Genomic DNA, 23,616 nt, shown 5'->3' on the forward strand with positions numbered 1-23,616 from the left:
CCAGGTAAGACTTCATTAATAGCAATTGATTAGGTTAAGTTCTTTATTCCAGATAATGGCAATAATTATACCTGCAATCATTATCAATCATTGTTATTGCTACTGGAACACTTATAGTTTTTTGCCACACTGGCAATACCAATAACCGACCCAAAGCACAGGCTAAAATTTACCAGGAGAAAATCACCAAAGCAAATATACTATTATTTATTATCAGAGCTATCCCTAACACAACAGCAAAACATAATATAATAATATATCTTATTTTATTCTGCTGTATCTAATGATTTCTCAAGTTGGAGGGAGGCGAGGTTCTACTTCTTTAGAGCTGACAAACTATTTATTAGCTTTTCTGCTAAAAGTTACAAACTTGGGATTAAAATCATGTGGCAATATTTCATAAGTTTTCAGCCATCAAATTTGAGGTAACTTTAAACGACCTACCCCCCTGACTCCCCTACCACTAAGTTGATAGATGTAGGTATGGAACCATTAAGGGTAAAACTATCATTTCTGCCTTTTTTTCTTGAGTTTAGGTTGACCATACACTTTGGTAAATTTTCGTTTCCAAGCAACTGAAACAATACCTCAAAGCATATCAAGGAGGTGTTAAGTGAAACTGCTTAGTACGAATAGTTTTTTTTCGGTTTAACTATTGCTACTAAAAGTTTATGCAGATAAATTGCAGTCGGAAATTTGATGTTACCACCTTGATTACCCATGTTATGATTTAATATATTTTGGGTTATGATATCCAGCTTACTTGCATGAATTGTTATAAACTTACAAGATTATAGCTAACAGCTTATGTAGCCTTGAGTTTTTAGCTGACTTGTAAACGCTGCTTGCAAATAAATAAGTATCTTGTCTAGAAAAGACAAATAGCTAAATAGTGACCTTTAATCCCCTCCCAACTCTACCAGTTTTCCAATATTAAAGTCAATTCTTACCCAACCTTTAAATTTGCGTAAATTATTGAGTAGTAATAAGAAAATTTGCCAGTGGTGAACCATCAAAAATGGTAAGGGGTCATTCACTTGAAAAATAGCATCTTTTCCTTGATTAATTCTTCTAATCCAAGCTTTCAATTGCTCTAATGACCTAACTCCTGTTAGCCTCCATAATTCATGGTAAGTCCAATAAGTAGGTTGACTATTTAGTCCCGGTAATATTGGGTTTTCATTATCATTTTGACTATCTTTTAAATAAGCATCTGCTACCCCTGGATGGTCATGAAAAGTTGTAATTGCTGAATGAGTTCTGGGATTACATTCTATGGGAAAAACTCGACCATCCTCTGTCTGAATAAAATCAAATGAAATTTGACCAGTAATATTTAATTCTCTAACAAATTTTTCTACCCAATCGTAAATTTGTGGATTATCAACATGAGCATAATTGACTTGAAATTCTGATGATTCGCAACAGCAATACAGTCTGATTTTCCCTTTTCTAACAGTGCTATGAGTACAATATTCTTTGCCTTTAACAAACTCTTGCATAATCCATGGTTTCTCTTCACTAATAGGCAAATTTCCAACAAATTGTTCCATTTCTGCCCTTGAATTCATGGGCAATTTTGTCAAGTCTAAACGACGTACTGAATCGTAAGGAATACTTTTAAGAATATATCTACTCCCATCAGCAGCAAAGTCAAAATTGAGAATTTGTTTTGGGTCTGTAATTAAAAAAGATTTTGGTACAGATAAACCAAAACTTTTAGCTTTTTCCATAAATGTGAACTTGTTATCTAACATTTGAGTTACTTCTACGTCAAAGTGCAAAACTTCACAATATTCAGATAAAAGTGGTTTTGCTAAAGATTCATAGTAACTTCCTACTGGGCTAGATACTGGAATAAATACATCTATGTTTTCTTTTTTTACAATCTCTAATAATCCCTGACAATAACCATCCCAATCTTTATTTGGAGCAGGTATTGTATAGAAACCTGTAACGGCATTAGAAAATCTATTTCCTGATAACCAATATTTATTTGTTTCTAATATAAAAGCTTTATGACCTGCTGCATGAAATGAACGGGCAAGTTGCAAGCATTTTGTCATTTTTGCGCCCGTGATTAAGATATTTTTGGGATTATCTGCCACTAATTTTTTGGTAAATGGTAGACTGATTAAATTCCAGAGTAGTAAAGGTATTACCCTTAATAAATTAAATGGTAAAAAAATCAATAATAATGCAATAGTTCCGATATTTTGGAACAATGCATAAGCACGTACTTGAATAAATAATATTAGTCCCATCTTTAGTAGTTTTGTAGAGATAACAATATTTTATGAGTCTTCATTTATGCTTTGGTGAAAAGAAGGTGATCATTAGCCTGAAAGCTTTCCAAGTTCAACTCTAAACTTTGGAGAGTTTCAAGAGACTTTTTCTTTTCTATAGTATTTATTTATGAGACAAGTCGGGTATTCAAACCAATCTTAATTATAGAAATTCCCCGATAGGCGGGCGAAGTTTTCAAAATAATTGTTCAGTAAAAGTACTTTTTATGGGGTTATTTGAGCATAAGCAATAACTATTATCTTGTCATAAATAGCATTAATTTTGGCAACAAAGCCATTGAGACACACAATATAACAAATCAATTCCTCAGGAATAGTGTAGATTTCTAAGGGTTAACCATTGTTAATATTGACTACTGATAATTGAATATTAGCAGTTTTTAGTAGTTCTTCTTCAATAGTAATTAAAATTTCGTAGTATAACTGTGCTTTATTTCCTGTGAGTTGATGTAGTTTATTATTAAAAATAGTTGGAAATGAGAACAAGCCAGAAGCCGGAGAAAGTTAATTACGCTCAATAAATTTCCCAGGCACAAGCTACAAATTTCCAGTATTATTTAATTTACTTCCCTCAGTCGCACTTAATGATAGTTCTGGTATATTCGGTAACATTATAAATGCTACCAAATCTTGAGGAACTTATGCTTCTACGGATCAGGCAAAAGGTAAAAAGTTAAAATGAGCTGACAAAAGGTTGTAAACTTTTACTAATTCCTCATGTCATAATATTTTCCTCAAATCATAACTACTTTCGCCTAATAATAGTTAACCCATCTCGTAAAGGTAGTAAAACTTGTTCTACTCTAGGATCTTCTGCAACAAAGCGATTAAATTGAGCGATCGCTTCTCCATTAAGATTACGTTTTTCTTTCGGTAGATAGGGTTCCCCTTGAAGTAAAGTATTATCGACACAAATAAATCCATTTGTTGCTAACAAACTTGTATCCAAAAGTATTTTGAAGTACTCTATATACTCTTTTTTATCAGCATCAATAAAGACTAAATCAAAAGTTTCTCCTGCATCTGCCAACTTCTTAATGGTTTCTAGAGCAGGTGCAACTTCCACCGAGATTTTGCTTCCATGTGGAGACCCATCAAAACAAGATTTAGCAAAGTTAGATACATATTCATCCACTTCACAAGCAACCATCCGCCCATTTTGTGGTAAAGCTTCCGCCATTGCCAATGCTGAATACCCAGTAAACATCCCTATTTCCAGGATACTTTTAGCCCCAATCATATGAACAAACATTTTTAAGGTTTGTCCCTCAATATGCCCAGATAACATTTCCTGCTCTAATTGACGCACAGTCTCGCTATTGGAAAATCTTGAACTCCATGGTTCTTGACGAGTCTTTTCTGCTAATGCTGTCAAAGCAGGAGATTCTTGAGTGGTATTTTCTTCTAAATAGGGGTCAAGACCTGCCCCTAATTGATACGCTTGCTTAATAGCATTAGATAATTCTGGTGGTATTTCTGCAGTTTCTGCCATCTTGACAATTCTTTCAAGTTGCTCTACCAAAATACCTAATGGTGTAACTGGTCTGGCAGTTTCTGTTTTCACAACGGTTGTCATATTTTTATCCCTTACTACTTAATAACAGCAGAGCAGTAGAGCATCTAGACAAAAATTATAGGTAAAATCTAAGCCTCAAATCACTAAAATTTTCCCTGATAACAGATAGACTCGAAGTGGAAAAATGTTTCTCCCTTCTACTTATAGGAGAGGGTTCAGGGAAGGAACAGTATATTCTCCAACTTACCTACATTTTCAATCTAGACACACTAGTAAGGTGGGCTAATATTGAGTTATCTGTACTCAACTAATCGAAAATTTTCTCATATTTGCCCACTTTAAACGTTTCTCCCAAAAAGGAGAAGAAAAAAAATCTATCGTCAGGACTGAGGCATAAGCTAATAGATATCTCAAGAAAAGATTTTTTAAGCTCTTACCCTGCCGTTCCCAAATCGGCATTTTTGGAGAGGTATAACATATCTAATAGGGATAAACAACCGTTCACCCCTACAGATAGTGCATAATTTTATACGCCCGGAATTTTTCCTAATTATTTTCAGAAATCAGAAAATTGATATAAATGTCACTAATTATGACATTTTAATATTTACTTTCAGCTTCAATTTTTACCTGTCAGCAGCACAACTATGACAATGATAAACATTTAAGCTAACCGCATTTCTCTATCTTGAGAATTGCATATCATAAGGGGTTATTAGCAGACTCCCTATTTTTTTACTCCAAACCTAGGTCGCTTAAATACATTTCTTCACCTTTTCCTTGACTACCAAAAGAAGTAAAAGAAGCACAAAATTTCTTATGTTCCTCAACAGCAGATGTTAATAAATCTGGAGATATTTCCTTCGCAAAACTACAAGAACCAATACCTGTAGGTAGGGGTGCCCACAACCTACGACCGCGCTTACGAGTTATATTTTTCTGAGCTTGAAGCATTAACTCTGTATCTTCGATAATTTCATGGTAAACAGACAAACCCATAGAATGACACAAGTTAACTATTCGATCACGTTCATTTGTTGTTATCCAACCCATCTCTAACGCTAAAGTAGCTCCAAGAGACATACCAATAGTTACAGCATGACCGTGCATTAGTTTGACCACTGGCTCAAAACGGGGACTCCATGTATGACCGTAAGCATGAGGTCGGTCTTGATAGGTTTCAAACATATTTGTTCCTTCATGCTTCATATAAGAATACAAAGCACGATAAATCACCTCATCAGATATTTTTACCAGTTCCTCATCTGCATCAAAATTAGCAAAATGAGTTTCAACTAAACGTCGACCATATTTTTCCAGCAATTCAAATAATGTTTGATCATCAGTAACTGCCATTTTAATAATTTCTGCCATTCCGTTGCGAATATGACCTTTTGCCAAAGTACGGAACAAAGTACGGTCTACTATAGTCATCACAGGGGGATGATATGCTCCAATACCATTTTTAAATAGCTTACTATTTGTGCAGGTACGAGGAGATGGTCCAGCATCAATAGCAGCAACAACTGATGTTCCAATCATTACATAAGGTGTCCGCCGATGTTGTAAACTACAGGCTAAACCAGCAACATCACTGAGTACACCACCTCCAATTATCAAAACAGGTTCGTTACGAGATACATCACAACCATCTTTGCCCAAGAATTGCAATATTTTATGGACCGTATCAGTATTTTTGTCTGACTCCCAAGCACGACAGACAAGAGTTTTCAGAGGAATATCATTCTGCTCAAAATAATTTGTCAATGATTTTCCATAAAGTTCATCTACCATGTGATCGACAACTGCTACGCATCGATTACGACTTTTATAGATATTAGCTAAAATAGGGTTAGATGGATCTAAAACTCCATTTACTAATTTGACTTCTGATTTGAGGGTAAATGTTGCAGAAATCTCGAATGAGCGACCATCATCCACTGCCTTTATTTCTCCACGACCATCATACCACTCTGAAGTACGATATTGTTCTGCATGATCGCGCCGAATACTTGGATCAAATACGAAGTCTGGCTTGTTGACTTTTTCAATTACTGGTACAGAGGTTGATATTGCGTTGCTCATGATTTGTATTTAGGTAATTGTTTGCTTTAGAGGTATTGTCTGATGTTATTGCACAACAAACCAGTCTGCCTACACCTGAAGTCAGTGTAAGAGCTTAAATTAACACCTTATTATTGAGATGAACATAACCCAAAGGATATACCATTTTTTTGAGTGGTTTCTAAGTATTGAATGATAGAGTAATTATTTTGGTAATTCTCTAAATGCAGTAATACTTATAAGTAAACTTCTTTGACTGTAAAGATAAATTAACTACAAGAATCACTACCTATAAACGAATACCATTATTTTTATCTCTATTTTACGCCTAAGTATCGGCATATTAAAGTTTACCATCTCACCTTTTTGTTTGCTTTTATCAAAAAGCATTTTGATTTCTGGAATCTTGGTGGTATGAATCCTGCACAGACTTATGTTACCTCAATTTTATCCACAGTAAACTAGACAATCTTCCTAACATAGAAGATAGTATAATGTAATAACTTTTCCTTGAGAGTATTTGGTTCAGCTTCCTTATTATTGATAGCAAAACTAAACTAATACTTATTAGTCTTCCCTTATTCTTCTAGTTCTCCACAGTTCTATAGTACAAATTTTCTCTTCTTCCTTCTCCTCTAGCTTCCAATTTAGATTATAACGGTGATTCATGTTTTGACCTTGATTTAACAGTTGCCTAATAATTATGGGGTTTAGCATAGTTGTCAAATTCTTGATTCATGACTAATGGAACTTACCACGAGTTTTAATTGTACCAACATCAATTTATTGAATTATTACTTTAGTTAGCTTCTAGATATCTTAAAATCACTTATGCTTGAGGGCATACTACATAAGCATTTTCACATTCTAATACCTAACACTAATAGAGGGGGTCAAAATTTGTCTATTGTTTATAGGAGATAAACTGTTGATTAGACACAGGTTTATCAAGTACCCAATAGAAAAGTTCATCCTGAGCTTACCCGCTAGCAAAGTTTCATTATCTTAATATATTGGCATTGAGGTAAATCGTACCTGTTATGATTAATAAGACCATACTATTAGTGCTAACACTTTTTAACAATAAGCAACAAGACTAACTTACTTTAGGGGATATCTAAGGAATAGGGTAGAAAGCTTTTCTACCAAGCTTTTTATAAAAATCCCACAATCACCATTCTAGTAACGATCAAGGCGAAAATCATCTTGATCAGCAATCACTTTTTTATAACCTAAATTATTTGAGGCTTCTCGAGTCTAACTAACAGTTTTATTAGTATACACTTCTGAAACATCTAAGACAACCTTACTATACTTAGTAGCTTTATGCTTTAAAAAAAGTTCAAATCTATAATGTACCCAGCTCAACATTTGTCTAACTGACTTGCTTATGAGTTTACTATTAGATTTGATTCTAGTTCAAGAAAGTTCAAAAATTAACAGTAAAATTACATCAAAGTTATGAACCAATAACAAAGCTGTCCTTTGATGCAGCTCAGTCATAGGAGAATCCTAATCTTTAACCTCATTCGGTTAGCTGCTTTTTTAATCCTTTACTTTATTAAGTAAAGTATTCTTATTGCTTCTGACTATGGGACCTGATTTGTATCATTGTCTTAACATTATATAACTTATTGTAAACAAATATTAGCAAATCAGCAATGGTTAGTCAATCGTCAAAACAGCTTTATAAATTTCTCCCATTGATTTCTAAAGTTTATCTTTAGTGTCGATTTTTAGTTTAACCCTAATTCCGAATCATTTTACTTAACATCTAGTTTGTATTTGTTAATATTTCTTAATTATATATTAATTTAATAAATGATTAAAATTAAAACAAGCTTAATATGATATAATATTTAGCCTATTGATTTTCAGAACTATCAGCTTAAGTCAAAATTATTAACTGTAAAGGATTTCAATTCTATTAAGTGGTCTTGCAAAATTAATTACACATTTATAGAAGGTGAACTCTTGGCCTTCTAAAAGCACAGATAATTAAAATAGGTAAATAATTTTGAAGAGGTACTTAATGCCCTAATACTAAAGGTTAAAAAAGAATAGGGATTAAATAATACAGCAGATTCTACTTTAGTGAGGTACACCCATAAGAGCGAGATACTGGCATTGCAAAGATTTAATTGTTAATATTTGTACTTCATGTACTTGGAATATACTGTAAGTATGATTAAAAGACTTTATGAATCTATCCCACTAATAGTCAAATGATAATACTATGATAAGCGTTACTCAGTTATGGTAAATTGAAAGAGGATGCCAGGTAAATTTGAAGGACTAAGTGACATAGAATAGAAGTTATTTGAAGATATTTTTCCTATTTCACCACAAAAAAGAGGTAAACGTATGCCTCATACTCCCCGTACGATATGTACAATCATACTCTTCTCTACATATTAATAACAGGTTGTCATTGTTGTGATGTAACAGCTCGAGAGATTTGGGCCTCCAAGAGTTCAGTACACAGATGGCTGAAGCGTTAGGAAGAAGATAGAACTCTCAAATACCTACAAGGACGAATTTTAGGAATTCCAGAAAACTAAGGACTAATCAATTGAAGCTACACAGCCGTGGACGGCTCTTTTTCCCCCGGTCAGGGTAGAGGAGAGGATGGAGCTTATGGCCATAAAAGGAAGGGGATTTTAATTCATACCTTGAGAGAAGGAAATGGATGACCAGTAGCTAACTGTACTACCCCCTCTAATGGCAATGAAAGAGAACAGCTAATTCCCTTAATTGATAGTACTAAGTGTGAAAACTTAAAAACGGGGCCCTCCACGTAAGCAATTCCAAGTTATTACCACTGATAAAGGATATGATTGTCAACGACAAAGACAAGCAAGGTATCAAAGAGGGATTAGACCTCAACTGCCCAAACGACTTTGGAAAGACAAAAAGAAACCAGGACGAGGGATCAAAATTTCTGTACCTCGTTTTCAACAAGAGGGTTGTTTTGCCTGGTATCAAGGTAAATATCGTCGCCTAGTTGTAAGATGGGGGCCTATTTATGCTTGTTTTGGTGCTTTTGTAGCGCTCGCCACTATACTTATGTAGATTAATCCCATTTTATTAGTGGCATAGGTTCATAGAAAATGTCCTTTTGACAAAAAAGATAATTTCCGAACTAAAAAATTATATTGAAGTCATTCCTTCTGACTCCTGATTTCTCATTTTTAGGGGAGTAAGGAGGAGTCTTGATCAATAGTTTATAATTTGTAGCAAATATTGATCACGCTTTGTATAACACTTTTTCGTAGTGCAATTTTTAGTGCTTTTCAGATTTATAAACTACATCTTCACAACAAAAACATCTTAGGGACATTTAATTTAACCTCCCTACTATGGTCTACTAATTATGAAAACTACTGTAAGTCAACAAAGGCTGAAGTTGATCAGAATTTACCAAGGTTAACCTAGAAACTGCATTTTTTGTAGATACATGTTCTTAAAGATAACAATTGCTCCTAAAAGTCAGGTGCGCAAGTGTGTAAGTCCTATTGATATTTTTCTAGAGAATTGAAACTGATTATGGTATTATAAATATTTGTAAGTTATAGCTCTAATTTAATAATAGCCATTGTTATATATTGCCAATAGCTATTAATGAAAATATGGCGAATCAAGAATATCTAGCCTTACTGAATCGTGGTGTAGTGACATGGAATGAATGGAGATATAAAAATCTACATTTACAACCAGACTTTTCTAATGCTAACTTGAGAGGCTTTAATCTAGAAGGTTTTAATTTAAAAGGATTGAATTTAACAGGAGCTAATCTGTCTTTAGCTCGGTTAATTAATGCTAATTGTAGAGATACTATTTTTACTTCAGCTCAACTAATTAATGCCAATCTAACTGCTATTAATTTTCAGGGCGCAAATTTAAAAAATACTAATTTTATTTCTGCTAATCTAAGGCTTGCTAATTTAATCGAAGCTAATTTAGTAGATGCTAATTTAATTGGAACTGATTTACAAAATTCTAACTGTAGGTATGTTGATGGTACTTCAGCAGATCTCAGTAGAAGTAACTTAGCCAAAGCAGATTTAATGGAAGCAAACTTCAGTTATGCTAATTTTAGTTATGCTAATCTTCATCAAGCTGAATTAATTGGAGGTTATTTTTATCAAGCTAATTTTCACCAAGCTAATCTTATTAAAGCTCATCTAACTGGGATTTATTTATTAAATTCTTCTTTGATAGAAGCTAACCTGTCTGGAGCAGATTTGAGATTTGCTAAACTCAAAAAAGTTAACTTTCAAGATGCAAATTTACAGGAAACTTATTGCCGAGGTACTAACCTAAGTGAAGCTATTTTAATCAGAGCAGATTTAAGAGGAGCAAATTTCAGGGGAGCTAACCTAAATAAAGCTAATCTTACTGACGCTTTAATTGACAATATTAACCTAGTAGACGCTAATCTTCAGGAAACAATTATGCCGAATGGCAAAATTAATTACAATTATTAACTTTATATTTATAAGTTTTTCCTCTTTATCTTTCACCAACTCATTCCTAGTTTTCTCTTAATTTTGATACTCTTTATGTCCATGCTTGGCTGCTAGGCTGAAAAGCTAAAAAAAGCGAAGAACTGGGATAATCGAGAATAAAGGAAAGTCAACATGCCCAAAAAGAATGGTAAAATTATAACCCTAGAAGTCCTAACTATAGTAGATAAAGAATGGTAATTTATTGTTAAATAAGCCTTATAAATTTTCTATAAAGGAACCTGTTAACCCTAAAGCTCAGGATTTAGAGCACTCAGAGCTACTAAGAATAAATAAAAGTACGTTTTATTCAAACTTTTTGGCCATAAAGGAAGTCAAAATAAAGAAGTAATGGAACTAGACGTTGAAAAATATTTCTACAGAATTAGCCACAGCTTGATGATGTCAAATATAATTTTCTCCCAACAAATCAAAAAGGGGCTGTGGAAATTTTTAATTCTAGGTTGGTTTGCTTAATTTATAGAACAAGGAACACCCCATTAGGGTGTAGTATTACCACTAGCCAACATAGCATTAAACAGTATGGAGGACATAGACCCTTCGGTAAACTGCCGATCTATTGGTGTTTTTCCTAAATCCAAAACACAACCCTGAGAAGATTTGAGAAAAAGTGCCACAATTCCTCTCATAAAGGGGAATGAACATATTAGCTATACTGAAATAGGAGTAGAACTAGATGCTGCTAACTCTTGTAAACGCTCCTGTTGATCTTGGGTAATACAAGCTTGAATAACATTTTCTATATCTCCCTCCAAAAGAGGTACAAGAGAAAAGTTCTGATTTAAGCGATGATCTGTCACCCGATTATCTTTATAATTATAAGTACGAATTTTTTCAGAACGGGAACCAGTACCTACTTGCGATCGCCTTATAGAACTCACTTCTGCTTGTTGCTCTTGTAACTTAATCTCATAAAGTTTAGCCCGCAAAATCTGCATTGCTCGCTCCCTGTTTTGTAGCTGGCTCCGCTCCTGGGTACAAAAAATTCTAATTCCCGTAGGCTTGTGAAACAAATCTACAGCAGTTTCAACCTTGTTGACATTTTGTCCACCAGCTCCACCAGAACGAGCAGTTGACAATTCAATATCCTTTTGGTCTATTTCAACTTCCACATCATCCACCTCTGGCATTATCGCCACTGTAGCAGTAGAAGTATGTACTCTTCCACCTGCTTCTGTAACTGGCACTCTTTGAACCCGATGAACTCCTGCTTCAAATTTGAGCTTACTATAAACGTGATCCCCTTTAATTTCTAAAATTGCTTCTTTAAAACCGCCCATATCTGCTAAAGATTCACTCAGCAAGCTCACCTTCCAGCTTTGGTTCTCTGAGTAGCGGGAGTACATTCTAACGAGATCTCCTGCCCAAATACTAGCTTCATCTCCTCCTGTACCAGCTCTAATCTCCAACATAATATTCTTATCATCGTTGGGGTCTCGTGGCAGTAGAGCAATTTTCATTTGATTTTCTAGAGATTCTAGTTTGGCTTCCAAATCTTCTACTTCAACTTTGGCCATCTCTTGCATTTCCAAATCGCCAACAGCTTCTTTCAATATTTCCTTAGCATCAGCTAATTCTTCTTGAGCATTTTTCCACTCTACATAACAATTTACAACTTCTTCCAGGGAAGAACGTGCTTTAGCTAATTTTTGGAACTCACTGGGGTCTTTAGCAACATCTGGATCGGCCAAACGCAGAGTTAATTCATTATATGTTTGCTCTACAGATTTTAACTTATCTAATAAATATGTTTCAGCCATTATAAGTTGTCCTTTAAATATGTTTCAGCCATTGTCCGTTGTCCTTTGCAGTAGTGCTAAACAAGTAATGATTGATTATAGCGATGGATAAAATGCAAAATGATACCAATGTTATTTTCAAGCTAATTTGGAGATAGACTGAGTTTTTTTACACCCATACCTAGATACCATTTCTCAAATGATATTATTGAATAGTTCAATTTAATAAATCCCCCCCTATTTCTTTTCAGAGTGCTTTATGTCGTTTACTAATCTCTAATTGCATAAGTTAATATACTCATTGAGCTCCTAAAAAAGCTTTGAACCAAGAGACCAAAAAGAGGCCATACAAAAAATAATATTACTAATTTTTGCGAATAAACATTAAGTAGAGCACAACGTTCTTACACTCCACAAATTAGTTCATGGGATTATGCTACCCATTCTTAAAACAATCACACATTAACGATAAATTTAAGACCAATACTGCTACAAATTTATAGCTACTTCTTAATCCTACAGGCTTATAGTAACAAACAAAATTTCACAACCCTCTACTTCCATTGCTTATTAGCTTTGTTACCCATACTCTTAACATAATTCATCACATTGAATTGGGAGTTTCCTCTCTTTCTTTAGGCTGAACCTTATCGCTTTTAGGTATTTTTGCTTATGTCTGGTTAATATCCTGCTTGTAGCCATTGATCCGTAACTTGGACTACACGAGTAATGCCAGCCATCGAAATCCTGATCTTAAACAGTCGTTCAATCAGCGATGGGAATAGCTTGTTTAATCCAGTTCTAGGTAAAGTTTTTTAGCAATTGTCGTCCACATTCATGACACAAAAACTCATACTTATCTTAATATATAATATGGCCATTTTTGACAGTTTAGTTTTTGAATATTCACACCTGGGAAAAGTAGCCATAGATAGAAAACAATAACTTTTACATCTCTATCATTACATATTGAGCACTACTTCTTTTGCTTTGTTTTAGCCATAGCATTTCCCATGCTAGTGAGGTCCATATTTAAAGCTGAAAAGCTGTGAATTAAAGCTTTTAGTATTCCTCATTTAAGTGGGAACCGCCATTTTCATTATTTAACAACTTTATTTGGGATTTTAATTTTAATTGTTGCCTGTAATGTTTAACCAATAAATAAGTTTTCAAGGGTTTTTATCTTTCCTCCTAATTCAGTAGGAGATACTAATAAATAATAACTGAAATGATATACAACTAATTAAGGACAATTTACGTTGTCACTATTTTTTGCCTTTACCCTTTTTAGATTTAGTAGATTTAGATTTATTAGATTTAGATCCACTACCCTCTTGTTTACTATATTTACGCATAAACCTTTCAACCCTTCCTTCAGTATCAATAATTTTCTGAGTACCGGTAAAATAGGGATGATTTCCCGACCAAACATCAACATGAATTTCAGGTTGTGTAGAACCAACTGTCATTACAACTTCACCATTGCAATAAACTTTAGCTTCTGGATACCATTCAGGATGAATATCAGCTTTAGGCATTTTCTTGACTTTACTTAATTACAAATATTTTCTTTACTCTTAACTGTTTTAACATAATCATATTTAGTAGTTCTTTGAGATAATTTAATTCACCAATAAACTAGATTTTAATGATTAACAGTTAATTTTATTGTATCAAATTATTTGCCAATTTTTACAGGATGAATAGTAAAAATTGGCAAATTAACTTTGTTGTCTCAAATGTATAGAAGTCGCCATTACTGAGGAGGACATTGTCCATCTGCTCAAATATAGTCCATGCTACGAATTTGATTTCTGACTTCTAAAGAACGAACTTCTGATTTCAGCTACATATTATCGTTTGGAATATTGAGATGCTTTACGTGCTTTGCGTAAACCATACTTTTTCCGTTCCTTAGCACGAGGGTCGCGAGTCAAATATCCTTCTATCTTTAGAGGTTTACGATTTTCTGGGTCTAATTGGCACAAGGCTCTAGCTACACCTAATCTAATTGACTCAGCTTGTCCTGTTAACCCGCCTCCTGTTGCTTTAACTAGAATGTCATATTCATTTTCAAAACCTAAAGTGTCTAGTGGAGCTTTTACAGATGATAAATAATTATGATTATATTGCAGGTATATTTCACCTTCTTTGCCATTAATAATCAATTTACCTGTACCTGGAACTAAGCGTACTGATGCGACAGAAGATTTACGACGACCAGTACCCCAGTACATAGCACGGCCACTTTCTTTGTCTTGCATTATCTTTCTCCTCCTGGAATAGTTTGAATAGTTAATTTTTCAGGTTTTTGAGCTTCGTGAGGGTGATTAGAACCAGGATAAACTTTTAATTTGTTGTGAAGCTTTCTGCCTAAAGAATTTTTAGGCAGCATTCCAAAAACTGCCTCCTCAATAATTCTTTGAGGCAAACGAGCTTGTAATTTAGAAAAAACTTCTGTTTTCATACCACCTGGTCTTCCCGAATGGCGACGATAAAGTTTCTGACTACTTTTTTTACCAGTTACAGTTACTTTTTCAGCATTAACTACAATTACAAAGTCTCCTGTATCCATATGAGGAGTATAAGTCGGCTTATTTTTACCCCTAATAATCATGGCTATAGCAGTTGCCAATCTCCCTAGACGCTGACCTTCAGCATCAATAACATACCATTTTTTGCCTTCAATATCCTGTGGTGGCAAGTAAGTTTTGTTCATTATTTTCTGAGTTAGTTATTGTTTTGAATTATTTATATTTGTCTTAATTTTAAAGACTGAAAAACAGTGCTGCAACTGATAATTTTCCTATTGACTAGTTATAAGAATTTATACAACATATTTCGAGCAAATAATGTACAGTGTAAATGGTGAAAATTCTGTAGTAAATACATTTTGAGCGGGTGAGTGTAGCTTACCGGAAACTAAAAGGGCTGTATAAGTTTTGGTGAAAAGCTAGGCTGCTTTTGAAAAAAAAGCATATAGCAAACACTTAAAAAAGTTTACCTGACTTTTTACTCTCCCTTGTTTTATATCTCATTTAAAAACACCACATCAGTTTTTAGCATTTCCTTGCTGGAATGCTTATACCATGTCCGGTTATAGTTATAGTTAAACCTTATAGTAGTGCAAAAGCTCTATGGTAAATATTTCAAAAGCGAAAGCAATACCACAAAGCATAATGCTTTTTTCTCACTAAATTATCCGGACATAATATTACAAAAGATGTATAATTTTTTATAATTATCTTTATCTTGAAATACCCTTCTGCCAAATAAAAAAATGATCGATCTGACTAAATTGTAGAGTACTGACTACTTATTTAAATTAACCAAGGATAAATCTAGGCATATTGTCATACCAAACTTCTTGAGGAAAAGGAAATTCTGGATAACCAACCCGCAATAAACAAAGACCACTAGCTGGAGCTGAGTGCTTCACAATGTCCCTCCTTTGATTAACCCAAATATCCGTAAAACTTTCCAGAGATAGCTCTTCAGTACCCACTTGAATAAGCAACCCTACCAATAATCGCATCATTCCATACAGAAACCCACTTGCTTGAACCTCTATATAGATAAATGGACCTTTCCTTTCACACATTACCTCTTGTACATCTACCCAAGAATGGGGACGACAGGATCCAGCTCTTTGAAAAGCAGCCAAATGATGATGACCAATTAAAGGATTCAAAGCTGCTTGAATCAATTGTGGGTCTAAAGAAGCTTGATAATAATGCCAAACAAAAGGCATCACAAACAAATTTGGTTGTTTATCTGTATAAATAGTATAGCGATAACGTCGCCAAATTGCGGTAAACCGGGAGTGCCAAGCATAATCTATTCTAGCCGAACCTCTAATCAATATATCATTAGCCAGTCGTGAGTTTAGAATAGTAGCCCATTTATGAGCAGGGATAGGACCTGAAACATCAAAGTGAGCAACTTGAGCTGCTGCATGAACTCCAGCATCTGTTCTACCCGCCCCATGTAACGTCACAGGTTCGTTAATGAAAGAAGCAATAGTCTTCTCAATCTCTTCTTGGACAGTTCGTTGATTTGGCTGTCTTTGCCACCCATGAAAATGAGTACCTTGATATTGAATCACAAGGGCAACGCGCTGAACTAAAGTTTGGTTATTAGCCATGAGAATTGTTAGTCTCTAAAGCTTAAAAGTCAATATCTATTAACATTAAGCTCTTACTTTTAAATGGTCAAATTAACCTTTTCTATCTTCCCACTGCCTTTTAGCATCAACCTTAAATCAGTTCAATAATTGCCATTTCTGCATTATCTCCACGACGACGAATAGTTCTCAAAACACGGGTATAACCTCCATTGCGAGAACCATATCTTTCTTGTGCCTCGTTGAATAAAGAATGAACTAGTTTTTTGTCATAGAGATAACCTAAAGCCCGACGACGAGCTGCTAAGGAACCATCCTTTGCCAAAGTAATCATTCTTTCTACTTCTGACTGTACGGCTTTAGCACGAGGTTTTGTTGTTTTAATTTGACCATGACGAATTAACTGAGTTGCCAGAGATCGCAGCAGAGCGCGACGCTGGTCTGTTGGCTTACCTAACTTTGGAACACGACAACTATGACGCATGACTACCTTAAATACTTAGAATATTTGAACTAATGTTTAGGAAATGTTTATAATTAGTTTCTAGTCTACTTTTACTAGCAGTTAAAAGAACTTAATTCTACAAATTTGAATGTAATAACATTTCCGGTTGTTAACCTTTTTTCCTCATTTCTAAGTAGCTTTAGCTACTTTTTCTTGAGGTAAAGTTATTCCCAAGCGCTTTTGTAAAGCTTCTATGACTTCTTCTGCAGACTTTTGACCAAAGTTTTTGATTTCTAACAAATCTTCTTGACTATAATCTAGCAGGTCTGCAACTGAGTTTATTTGAGCCCTTTTTAGACAATTATAAGCCCTAACTGATAACTGTAATTCCTCTATTGGGATCTGACTTGTTGGGTCTGTCGTTTCTCCTGATGGAATATCTGCCATATTGGTAATATCTTTGAGTGGTTCAAACAAACTCATTAAAATACCAGCGGCATTACTCAAGGCATCTTGAGGCGTATAACTGCCATTAGTCCAAATATCCATAATTAGTCGGTCTTGTTCTAAAGAACTACCTATATGGGCATCTTCAATCGTATAGTTAACCTTACGAACTGGCATAAAAATAGCATCTATTTGCAGAAAATCAAGAGTCGCCACATCATCACGAGTACGATCTACTGCTTTATAACCAGTTCCTTTCTCAATTCTAAATTCCATCTCCAGAATGGAGCCTGGGGATAGAGTAGCAATATATTGACTGCGATCTATTACTTCAACCTCTGAAGGCACATCAAATCGATCAGCAGTTACTGTCGCTGGTCCTTCTACCCGCAGCCTGCCAATTTGTGGTTGCTCAGAATAGCTTTTGAGAACAACCTCTTTCATATTCAGTAGGATTTCTAGGACATCTTCTCTTACCCCCTTAATTGTGGCAAACTCATGATTAACACCAGCTATCCTTACTGATGTAATAGCTGTTCCTTCTAAGTTAGATAGCAGAACCCGCCTTAGTGCATTTCCTACTGTTGTACCTTGACCACGAGCTAGTGGTTCTATAATAAATTTTCCGTACTGACTTCGATCTTTGTCAGTTTTAGACTCTACACACTCGTAATGAAATTGCGCCACGGAGTAACCTCCCTTTTCCATTGAACCCCAGAGTTAATAATTTGATTAGACTCTACGCCGTTTTGGTGGACGGCAACCATTATGAGGAATTGGGGTAATATCTCGAATCAAAGTTATTTCTAGACCAGCCCCCTGTAAAGCTCTAATTGCAGTTTCTCTTCCTGCCCCTGGCCCACTTACCATCACTTGAACCTGACGCATTCCTTGATCGTTGGCTCGGCGTGCTGCACTTTCTGCTGCTGTCTGTGCTGCAAAGGGAGTTCCTTTTTTGGCCCCCTTGAAACCACTTGAACCTGCCGAAGCCCAAGAAATTACTTCACCATTTAGGTCAGCAATAGTTACAATCGTATTATTAAAGGTAGACTGGATGTAAGCTACCCCATTGGGCACATTCTTTTTTTGTTTTTTCGGGCCTGTTTTTTTTGTTGGTTGTCGTGCCATATTTCTTTCTATGAGTAGGATATAAGATTAATAATGCATTTTTCTAACAACAAGTATACTTACTTCTAATCTCAGAAGAAGTTTTTTGAGTATTCTAATAACTATACTTCTTAAATCCTTACTGAGTAGAAATAATTTTATTGGTTTTAGATTACATAATCTGTTAGCTATTACCTTGCTTGCCTAGCTATTAAATTTTTAAGACATTAAATCATCTATTATAGTTTTAATACTAGCAGCAGTCCAAAACAGATATACCTAACTTGTTGATTTGATGATTTTTGGATCAGATATAGATTTTTTCTCCCTTCAGTGTAGAAGTATGAGTCTACAATTCCTACAAAAGTAAAAATAGCTAATCTTTAAGTTTTCTCCTTTGGAAATTTTCTTTCCTAAATTCTATAAAATATATCGGAAATATTTTTTTTCTCCTAAATATATAGCCATAACTAGACCAGAATAATTGACTTTTAAAATTTGCAATTTAATCCAATTAATATTTTTAATTAGACTTGTTTATATTACCATAATTAATATCAATTATTCATAATCTCAGCTAGTTTACATGAATTGACAGTCAAATTATCTGTATTTAAGTTAGCTAAATACAATTTATAAATAAGCAAACGATCTCATAAAATAATGCTTATTATTCAAGTTTTAAGTCAATCTAACTCAGATTTTTTTAATTAGAACATTATTAGTGATACTAATCTTTCTTGCCTTAATAGCTGCTCAAAATATATTTACAAGCAGGCTTCTACTTCTTAGCGCTAGCTTTCTTCTTACCAGCTACAGTTCGGCGTACACCTCTGCGAGTTCTGGCATTAGTGCGAGTCCGTTGTCCTCTAACGGGTAAGCCCATTCTATGTCGGCGACCTCTATAAGTACCAATATCCATCAATCGCTTGATACTCATGGCTTCTAGCCTTCTGAGATCTCCTTCTACCTCATAATTATTTTGGACTTCAGAACGAATAGCTGCTACATCCGCATCACTTAAATCCTTCACACGGGTATCAGGATTTACATCTGTTTCAGCTAAAATTTCTTGGGACCGAGATAGTCCTATTCCATATATGTATGTCAGACCAATTTCTATACGCTTATCGCGTGGGAGGTCTACTCCAGCAATTCGTGCCACTTTACTTGTTCTCCCTAAGCTTTAAATAGAACTTACATAAGCTTGATGAGTATGCAACAGATACTCTAATTTACGTGTCTAAGTATGTTTAACCTTGACGTTGTTTGTGTTTGGGGTTAACACATATCACCATTACTCGTCCTCTACGACGAATGACACGACACTTTTCACAAATTTTTTTGACGGATGCTCTAACTTTCATGCCCTTTTTGGCAACACCATAAATTTAATATTATATCATTTAGATATATTTTTAGCAACTAAGCTAAACCTTTAAGAATATGACAAAATCTCTAGTAAGTTTTATAAATCCTACTTTTTCCGAAGTCGATAAGTAATTCGGCCTTTTGTCAAATCATAGGGTGTTAACTCTACCTTGACTCGATCGCCTGGTAGAATTTTGATGTAATTGCGACGGATTTTACCGGAAATATGAGCTAATACATTAAACCCATTATCCAAATCTACCCTGAACATTGCATTAGGTAGGGACTCCGTCACTGTTCCCTCCATTTCTATGAGATCTTGTTTAGACAATTTTTAATAACCTCAACCCTGCAAATAACCGATTTAGTTTAGGAACAGCCTATTATTTTATGCTAATTCTATTAACATATCTTATCAAAAATTTTTGATTTTTAGAGGTTAAGCAGGAGGAATAATATCTCTACAAATATTTATCTGAAATAAGTAGCTTCAATAATTCTAGTTGGAGGTATAAAAAGTTTAATTTTTCCACCTTCAAAATTTTATTCCAAGTTACTTCAGGTAATTTTATCAACCTCTTGTTTTATAGCATTAGTCACAGTTTCAATAGGATTATTTCCATCTATAATAATTAACTGTTCACGTGCTTGATAAAACTCAATCAAAGGTTGCGTTTGTTGATAATAAACTTGTAAACGATTTCTAATAGTTTCTTCCTGATCATCTTCACGTTTTCTTGATAACAAACGAGCTACTAAAACATCATCCGGTACTTGTAAATTAATTACGTGAAAAGAACTACTACTCTTAGCTTCTTCTCCTTCACTCTCATATTTTTTGAAAAACTCTTCTGCCTGAGTTACAGTCCGGGGAAAGCCATCTAGAATCCAACCATTTTGAGCATTAGGGTTTTCCAGTCTTTCCTTAACCATATCAAGAATGAGTTGGTCAGGGACTAAATCTCCCTTATCCATATAGTCTTTGGCTTTAATACCCAAAGGAGATCTTTCTGCTACGTTACTGCGCAGAATATCACCAGTAGAAATATGGGGAACTTTATAAAAATCTGCTATGAGAGATGCTTGTGTTCCTTTCCCCGCTCCTGGTGGACCTAAAAATACCAGTTTTACCACTATTGCTTAACCATTCCTTCGTATCTTTGAGAGATAACATAAGTTTGAATTTGTTTGGCTGTATCTATTGCTACACCTACTAGAATTAATAGAGAAGTAGCTCCTAATCCTCTAAATGTAGGTACACGAGTAGCACTTTCTACTATAGTAGGAACTATAGCTACTAAACCCAGAAAAATAGCTCCTAGGAAAGTCAACCTATTCAAAACTTTCTCTATATAGTCACTGGTCGTTTTACCTGGACGAATACCTGGAATACTTGCCCCCATTTTCTTCAGATTTTGGGACATATCCACTGGGTTCATAATTAGAGAAGCGTAGAAGTAACTGAAGAAAAGGATCAAAACGAAATAAAATAAAGCATATAGCCAGGGTGTAGGACCACTAGGACTTATAGCAGTAGCAATCTGAGATATAATAGGGCTATTCGCAAACTGAGCTAAGGATACAGGTAATATCAGAACTGCTGAGGCAAAAATAATTGGCATTACCCCTCCTTGGTTCAACCGTAAAGGTAGATAGCTTTTTGTTTCCCTATATAATTTTCTACCCACTTGACGACGAGCTGAAAGTATAGGTATCCTGCGACTGCCCTCTTGTACAAATACAATACCTACTATCATTACGAGGAATACCAGCAGCAAAATAATTGCCCGACCAACTATTGCTCGGTCTCCTCCTTCAAAAAGTTTAATAGTGTCACCTAATGACTGAGGCAGTACAGCAACAATATTTACAAAAATAAGTAAGGATGCACCATTTCCAATACCTCTTTCTGTAATTAGTTCTGATATCCACATCACAAACATTGAACCTGCTGTAATTGCCAAAATAGTTTTAGCAATAAATAGAGATCCTGGATTAATTGATACAGTTACCAGTTCTCCATTAATATCTACAGATGAGCTATTAAGATATATAGCTAAACCAAAGCTTTGTAAAACCGACCAACCCAGTGCTACATAGCGAGTAATTTGAGAAATCTTTCGACGTCCTGCCTCACCCTCATTTTTTTGCAAGTTTTCTAAACTTGGTAGCGCTGCCGTCATCAATTGAATAATAATTGATGCGTTAATGTAAGGTATAATCCCTAATGCAAAAATACCTAATGCTGAAAAACCACCACCAGAAAAAAGGTCTAGGAAGCCTGTTAAAGCCTGGTCTCCAATTCTAGCTTGAAAAGCTTCTCTATTTATTCCTGGTACTGGTAGATAAACACCTAAACGCACTAATAGAAGTAAACCTATTGTTACTAGCAGTCGCCCTCGCAATCCTGCTGCTTGGGCCATCTGCAAGAATGTCTCTTGAGCAGTTGGTGCCTTATCTCTACTAATGTCCATATCTATTTGAGATTTGATTTTTTATATTTTTGATTTTAGCAGAGTTGGGCATAATCCTCCGCTTCCAGATATATTGGTTGTTTTATTACTTTGTTGAATTTTTAGCTGAAGTTATCTTACTCCTTTGTTGAATCCTCATTAGAGACAGCTTGAGCAGGGCCAATTTCTTCACAACTACCACCTGCTGCTTCTATTTTGCTCCGAGCTGAAGCTGTAAAAGCTGCTGCATAAACCTTAAGTGGAATGTTTAAGTCTCCATCTCCTAAGATTTTAAGTGGACCATCATCCGTAGTAATAATTCCAACTTTAATCAGGGAAGCAAGAGTTACCTCAGTGTTAGCTGGTAATGATGATAACTTACTAACATTTATAATCGTGTATTTTTTCCGATTTACCATCGGAAAACCTTTTAATTTTGGCAAGCGACGATATAGGGGATTTTGGCCTCCTTCAAAACCTGGTCTAGTACTGCCACCAGAACGAGATTTTTGACCGCGCATCCCTTTACCACAACTTGCACCTTGACCTGCTGAGATTCCCCGGCCAACTCTACGACCGCGCTGTTGGGAACCTTTTTTTGGAATTGCATCTTTTAATCGCATATTTATTTGTCTTGTTACCTATTAATTTACCTGGATTTTATTTTTCTCCCAAAGCTGCGATAAACCAAAACTTTTGATCTCCAACTAACGTTGAGGTCATAAAATTTAGGTTAAGTTGTAGGCATAAACCAGGTTAACCGCAGGAAATTTCGTGATTTTAAAAATAATACTGGGGTAATAAAGCCAGCTTTTTGTTTGAGTATGTAAATTGCTATAGGTGTTAATTCTCGAATTTACAACTAGTCTAATTAGACACTAAACATATAAATTTTCTATGGGTACCTCTCGCTCTTGAGCTACATCTGCTAATGTTCTCAAAGCATCTAAAGCGTTAACAGCAGCTCTCGCATTGTTTAATGGATTATTAGAACCTAACTGTTTTGCTAGTATATTTTGCACACCTGCCAGTTCAAGAACAGTTCTTACAGCTCCTCCCGCAATAACTCCTGTACCTGGTGCCGCAGGTCGCATCATTACTTTAGCTCCACCACCAAAACCATTTACAGGGTGAGGAATAGAGTTAGATTTAGTCAGTGGGACTTCTATGATATGTTTTTTACCATCAGCAACTCCTTTCCTTACAGCTCCTATAACATCTGCTGCCTTACCCACTCCTACACCCACTTGACCCCGCTCATTGCCTATTACGACAATAGCGCGAAAACTGAGGTTTTTACCACCTTTTACAACTTTGGTGACTCGGCGAATTTGGACAACTCTTTCTTGCCATTCAATTTCTTTTTCTTTGGTACGGCTACTTTTTTTCCTACGTTGTTGCTGTTCTGCCATAGTTCTTACCTTTTGTCAACTTCATTATTTTTTTGTGTAATACCATTTCTCAATAGTAATGCTATATTTTATTTTTACCTTTATTACTCTCCATATTTCCAAATTAG

General features: G+C 35.0%; 21 protein-coding genes. 2 read left to right on the plus strand and 19 right to left on the minus strand.

What is annotated here, in order from left to right:
• Nucleotides 1-899: 899 nt before the first annotated feature.
• From TERY_RS14290 to TERY_RS14300, 3 genes are all read right to left on the minus strand, one after another.
• Nucleotides 900-2,264 carry an ATP-grasp domain-containing protein gene (locus TERY_RS14290; RefSeq protein ID WP_011612489.1) on the minus strand — a complete coding sequence of 455 codons (1,365 nt, stop codon included), beginning with the start codon at nt 2,262-2,264 and terminating at the stop codon, nt 900-902.
• A 787-nt stretch (nt 2,265-3,051) separates the two neighbouring features.
• The gene (locus TERY_RS14295) at nt 3,052-3,882 is read right to left on the minus strand and encodes a class I SAM-dependent methyltransferase (protein ID WP_011612490.1); all 831 of its coding nucleotides are present in this window, start codon (nt 3,880-3,882) and stop codon (nt 3,052-3,054) included.
• Nucleotides 3,883-4,557: 675 nt separating this feature from the next.
• Nucleotides 4,558-5,907, minus strand: coding sequence for a 3-dehydroquinate synthase family protein (locus TERY_RS14300; RefSeq protein ID WP_011612491.1), 1,350 nt, complete (start codon nt 5,905-5,907; stop codon nt 4,558-4,560).
• A 3,608-nt stretch (nt 5,908-9,515) separates the two neighbouring features.
• Between TERY_RS14300 and TERY_RS14310 the strand changes: the two genes are divergently transcribed.
• Together TERY_RS14310 and TERY_RS37010 are read left to right on the plus strand one after the other, a co-directional pair.
• Entirely contained in the window at nt 9,516-10,373 is an 858-nt protein-coding gene (locus TERY_RS14310; protein ID WP_011612492.1) for a pentapeptide repeat-containing protein, read from the plus strand.
• 369 nt (nt 10,374-10,742) lie between these two features.
• On the plus strand, nt 10,743-10,868 hold the full coding sequence (locus TERY_RS37010) for a hypothetical protein (RefSeq protein WP_370495511.1): 126 nt from the start codon (nt 10,743-10,745) through the stop codon (nt 10,866-10,868).
• A gap of 23 nt (nt 10,869-10,891) precedes the next feature.
• Here TERY_RS37010 and TERY_RS33190 read toward each other — a convergent pair whose 3' ends face one another.
• The 16 genes from TERY_RS33190 to rpsE all read right to left on the minus strand — a co-directional run bounded on the left by TERY_RS33190 (nt 10,892) and on the right by rpsE (nt 23,509).
• Nucleotides 10,892-11,029 (minus strand): hypothetical protein, encoded by a 138-nt coding sequence (locus TERY_RS33190; protein WP_155994441.1) that lies wholly within the window; start codon nt 11,027-11,029, stop codon nt 10,892-10,894.
• Between the two features lie 33 nt (nt 11,030-11,062).
• Nucleotides 11,063-12,172, minus strand: a complete 1,110-nt coding sequence (gene prfA / locus TERY_RS14315) for a peptide chain release factor 1 (protein WP_011612493.1) — start codon at nt 12,170-12,172, stop codon at nt 11,063-11,065.
• A gap of 1,244 nt (nt 12,173-13,416) precedes the next feature.
• Entirely contained in the window at nt 13,417-13,689 is a 273-nt protein-coding gene (gene rpmE, locus TERY_RS14320) for a 50S ribosomal protein L31 (RefSeq protein ID WP_011612494.1), read from the minus strand.
• A gap of 315 nt (nt 13,690-14,004) precedes the next feature.
• The gene (gene rpsI / locus TERY_RS14325; RefSeq protein ID WP_011612495.1) at nt 14,005-14,415 is read right to left on the minus strand and encodes a 30S ribosomal protein S9; all 411 of its coding nucleotides are present in this window, start codon (nt 14,413-14,415) and stop codon (nt 14,005-14,007) included.
• A complete protein-coding gene (gene rplM / locus TERY_RS14330; RefSeq protein ID WP_011612496.1) occupies nt 14,415-14,870 on the minus strand; it encodes a 50S ribosomal protein L13 in 456 nt (151 codons plus the stop codon). The genes rpsI and rplM overlap by 1 nt, the downstream gene beginning before the upstream one ends.
• A gap of 606 nt (nt 14,871-15,476) precedes the next feature.
• Nucleotides 15,477-16,295, minus strand: coding sequence for a tRNA pseudouridine(38-40) synthase TruA (truA, locus tag TERY_RS14335; protein ID WP_011612497.1), 819 nt, complete (start codon nt 16,293-16,295; stop codon nt 15,477-15,479).
• A 112-nt stretch (nt 16,296-16,407) separates the two neighbouring features.
• Entirely contained in the window at nt 16,408-16,758 is a 351-nt protein-coding gene (gene rplQ / locus TERY_RS14340) for a 50S ribosomal protein L17 (RefSeq protein WP_011612498.1), read from the minus strand.
• Nucleotides 16,759-16,908: 150 nt separating this feature from the next.
• Entirely contained in the window at nt 16,909-17,874 is a 966-nt protein-coding gene (locus TERY_RS14345) for a DNA-directed RNA polymerase subunit alpha (RefSeq protein WP_011612499.1), read from the minus strand.
• A gap of 24 nt (nt 17,875-17,898) precedes the next feature.
• The gene (rpsK, locus tag TERY_RS14350) at nt 17,899-18,294 is read right to left on the minus strand and encodes a 30S ribosomal protein S11 (protein ID WP_011612500.1); all 396 of its coding nucleotides are present in this window, start codon (nt 18,292-18,294) and stop codon (nt 17,899-17,901) included.
• 760 nt (nt 18,295-19,054) lie between these two features.
• Nucleotides 19,055-19,438 carry a 30S ribosomal protein S13 gene (gene rpsM / locus TERY_RS14355; protein WP_011612501.1) on the minus strand — a complete coding sequence of 128 codons (384 nt, stop codon included), beginning with the start codon at nt 19,436-19,438 and terminating at the stop codon, nt 19,055-19,057.
• An 88-nt stretch (nt 19,439-19,526) separates the two neighbouring features.
• Nucleotides 19,527-19,640: a 50S ribosomal protein L36 gene (gene rpmJ, locus TERY_RS28095; protein WP_011612502.1), complete on the minus strand. Its 114-nt coding sequence runs from the start codon at nt 19,638-19,640 to the stop codon at nt 19,527-19,529.
• Nucleotides 19,641-19,750: 110 nt separating this feature from the next.
• The gene (gene infA / locus TERY_RS14360; protein ID WP_006276978.1) at nt 19,751-19,975 is read right to left on the minus strand and encodes a translation initiation factor IF-1; all 225 of its coding nucleotides are present in this window, start codon (nt 19,973-19,975) and stop codon (nt 19,751-19,753) included.
• Nucleotides 19,976-20,202: 227 nt separating this feature from the next.
• Nucleotides 20,203-20,778, minus strand: coding sequence for an adenylate kinase (locus tag TERY_RS14365; RefSeq protein WP_011612503.1), 576 nt, complete (start codon nt 20,776-20,778; stop codon nt 20,203-20,205).
• Entirely contained in the window at nt 20,778-22,118 is a 1,341-nt protein-coding gene (gene secY, locus TERY_RS14370) for a preprotein translocase subunit SecY (RefSeq protein ID WP_011612504.1), read from the minus strand. Before secY ends, TERY_RS14365 begins: the two co-directional genes overlap by 1 nt.
• A gap of 116 nt (nt 22,119-22,234) precedes the next feature.
• Nucleotides 22,235-22,720 carry a 50S ribosomal protein L15 gene (gene rplO, locus TERY_RS14375; RefSeq protein ID WP_011612505.1) on the minus strand — a complete coding sequence of 162 codons (486 nt, stop codon included), beginning with the start codon at nt 22,718-22,720 and terminating at the stop codon, nt 22,235-22,237.
• Between the two features lie 255 nt (nt 22,721-22,975).
• Nucleotides 22,976-23,509, minus strand: coding sequence for a 30S ribosomal protein S5 (gene rpsE, locus TERY_RS14380; RefSeq protein WP_011612506.1), 534 nt, complete (start codon nt 23,507-23,509; stop codon nt 22,976-22,978).
• Between the last annotated feature and the right edge of the window lie 107 nt (nt 23,510-23,616).

The sequence above is a fragment of the Trichodesmium erythraeum IMS101 genome (assembly GCF_000014265.1).
Classification (GTDB): Bacteria; Cyanobacteriota; Cyanobacteriia; order Cyanobacteriales; family Microcoleaceae; genus Trichodesmium; species Trichodesmium erythraeum.

Coding starts and splice junctions, on each gene's coding strand:
- TERY_RS14310 (WP_011612492.1), top strand. CDS start 9,516: ATGGCGAATCAAGAATATCTAGCCTTACTGAATCGTGGTGTAGTGACA.
- TERY_RS37010 (WP_370495511.1), top strand. CDS start 10,743: ATGGAACTAGACGTTGAAAAATATTTCTACAGAATTAGCCACAGCTTG.
- TERY_RS14290 (WP_011612489.1), bottom strand. CDS start 2,264: ATGGGACTAATATTATTTATTCAAGTACGTGCTTATGCATTGTTCCAA.
- prfA (WP_011612493.1), bottom strand. CDS start 12,172: ATGGCTGAAACATATTTATTAGATAAGTTAAAATCTGTAGAGCAAACA.
- rpsE (WP_011612506.1), bottom strand. CDS start 23,509: ATGGCAGAACAGCAACAACGTAGGAAAAAAAGTAGCCGTACCAAAGAA.
- TERY_RS14295 (WP_011612490.1), bottom strand. CDS start 3,882: ATGACAACCGTTGTGAAAACAGAAACTGCCAGACCAGTTACACCATTA.
- rpmE (WP_011612494.1), bottom strand. CDS start 13,689: ATGCCTAAAGCTGATATTCATCCTGAATGGTATCCAGAAGCTAAAGTT.
- TERY_RS14345 (WP_011612499.1), bottom strand. CDS start 17,874: ATGGAAAAGGGAGGTTACTCCGTGGCGCAATTTCATTACGAGTGTGTA.
- secY (WP_011612504.1), bottom strand. CDS start 22,118: ATGGACATTAGTAGAGATAAGGCACCAACTGCTCAAGAGACATTCTTG.
- truA (WP_011612497.1), bottom strand. CDS start 16,295: ATGGCTAATAACCAAACTTTAGTTCAGCGCGTTGCCCTTGTGATTCAA.
- rplM (WP_011612496.1), bottom strand. CDS start 14,870: ATGAACAAAACTTACTTGCCACCACAGGATATTGAAGGCAAAAAATGG.
- rpsI (WP_011612495.1), bottom strand. CDS start 14,415: ATGCAAGACAAAGAAAGTGGCCGTGCTATGTACTGGGGTACTGGTCGT.
- TERY_RS14300 (WP_011612491.1), bottom strand. CDS start 5,907: ATGAGCAACGCAATATCAACCTCTGTACCAGTAATTGAAAAAGTCAAC.
- rplO (WP_011612505.1), bottom strand. CDS start 22,720: ATGCGATTAAAAGATGCAATTCCAAAAAAAGGTTCCCAACAGCGCGGT.
- rplQ (WP_011612498.1), bottom strand. CDS start 16,758: ATGCGTCATAGTTGTCGTGTTCCAAAGTTAGGTAAGCCAACAGACCAG.
- rpsK (WP_011612500.1), bottom strand. CDS start 18,294: ATGGCACGACAACCAACAAAAAAAACAGGCCCGAAAAAACAAAAAAAG.
- rpmJ (WP_011612502.1), bottom strand. CDS start 19,640: ATGAAAGTTAGAGCATCCGTCAAAAAAATTTGTGAAAAGTGTCGTGTC.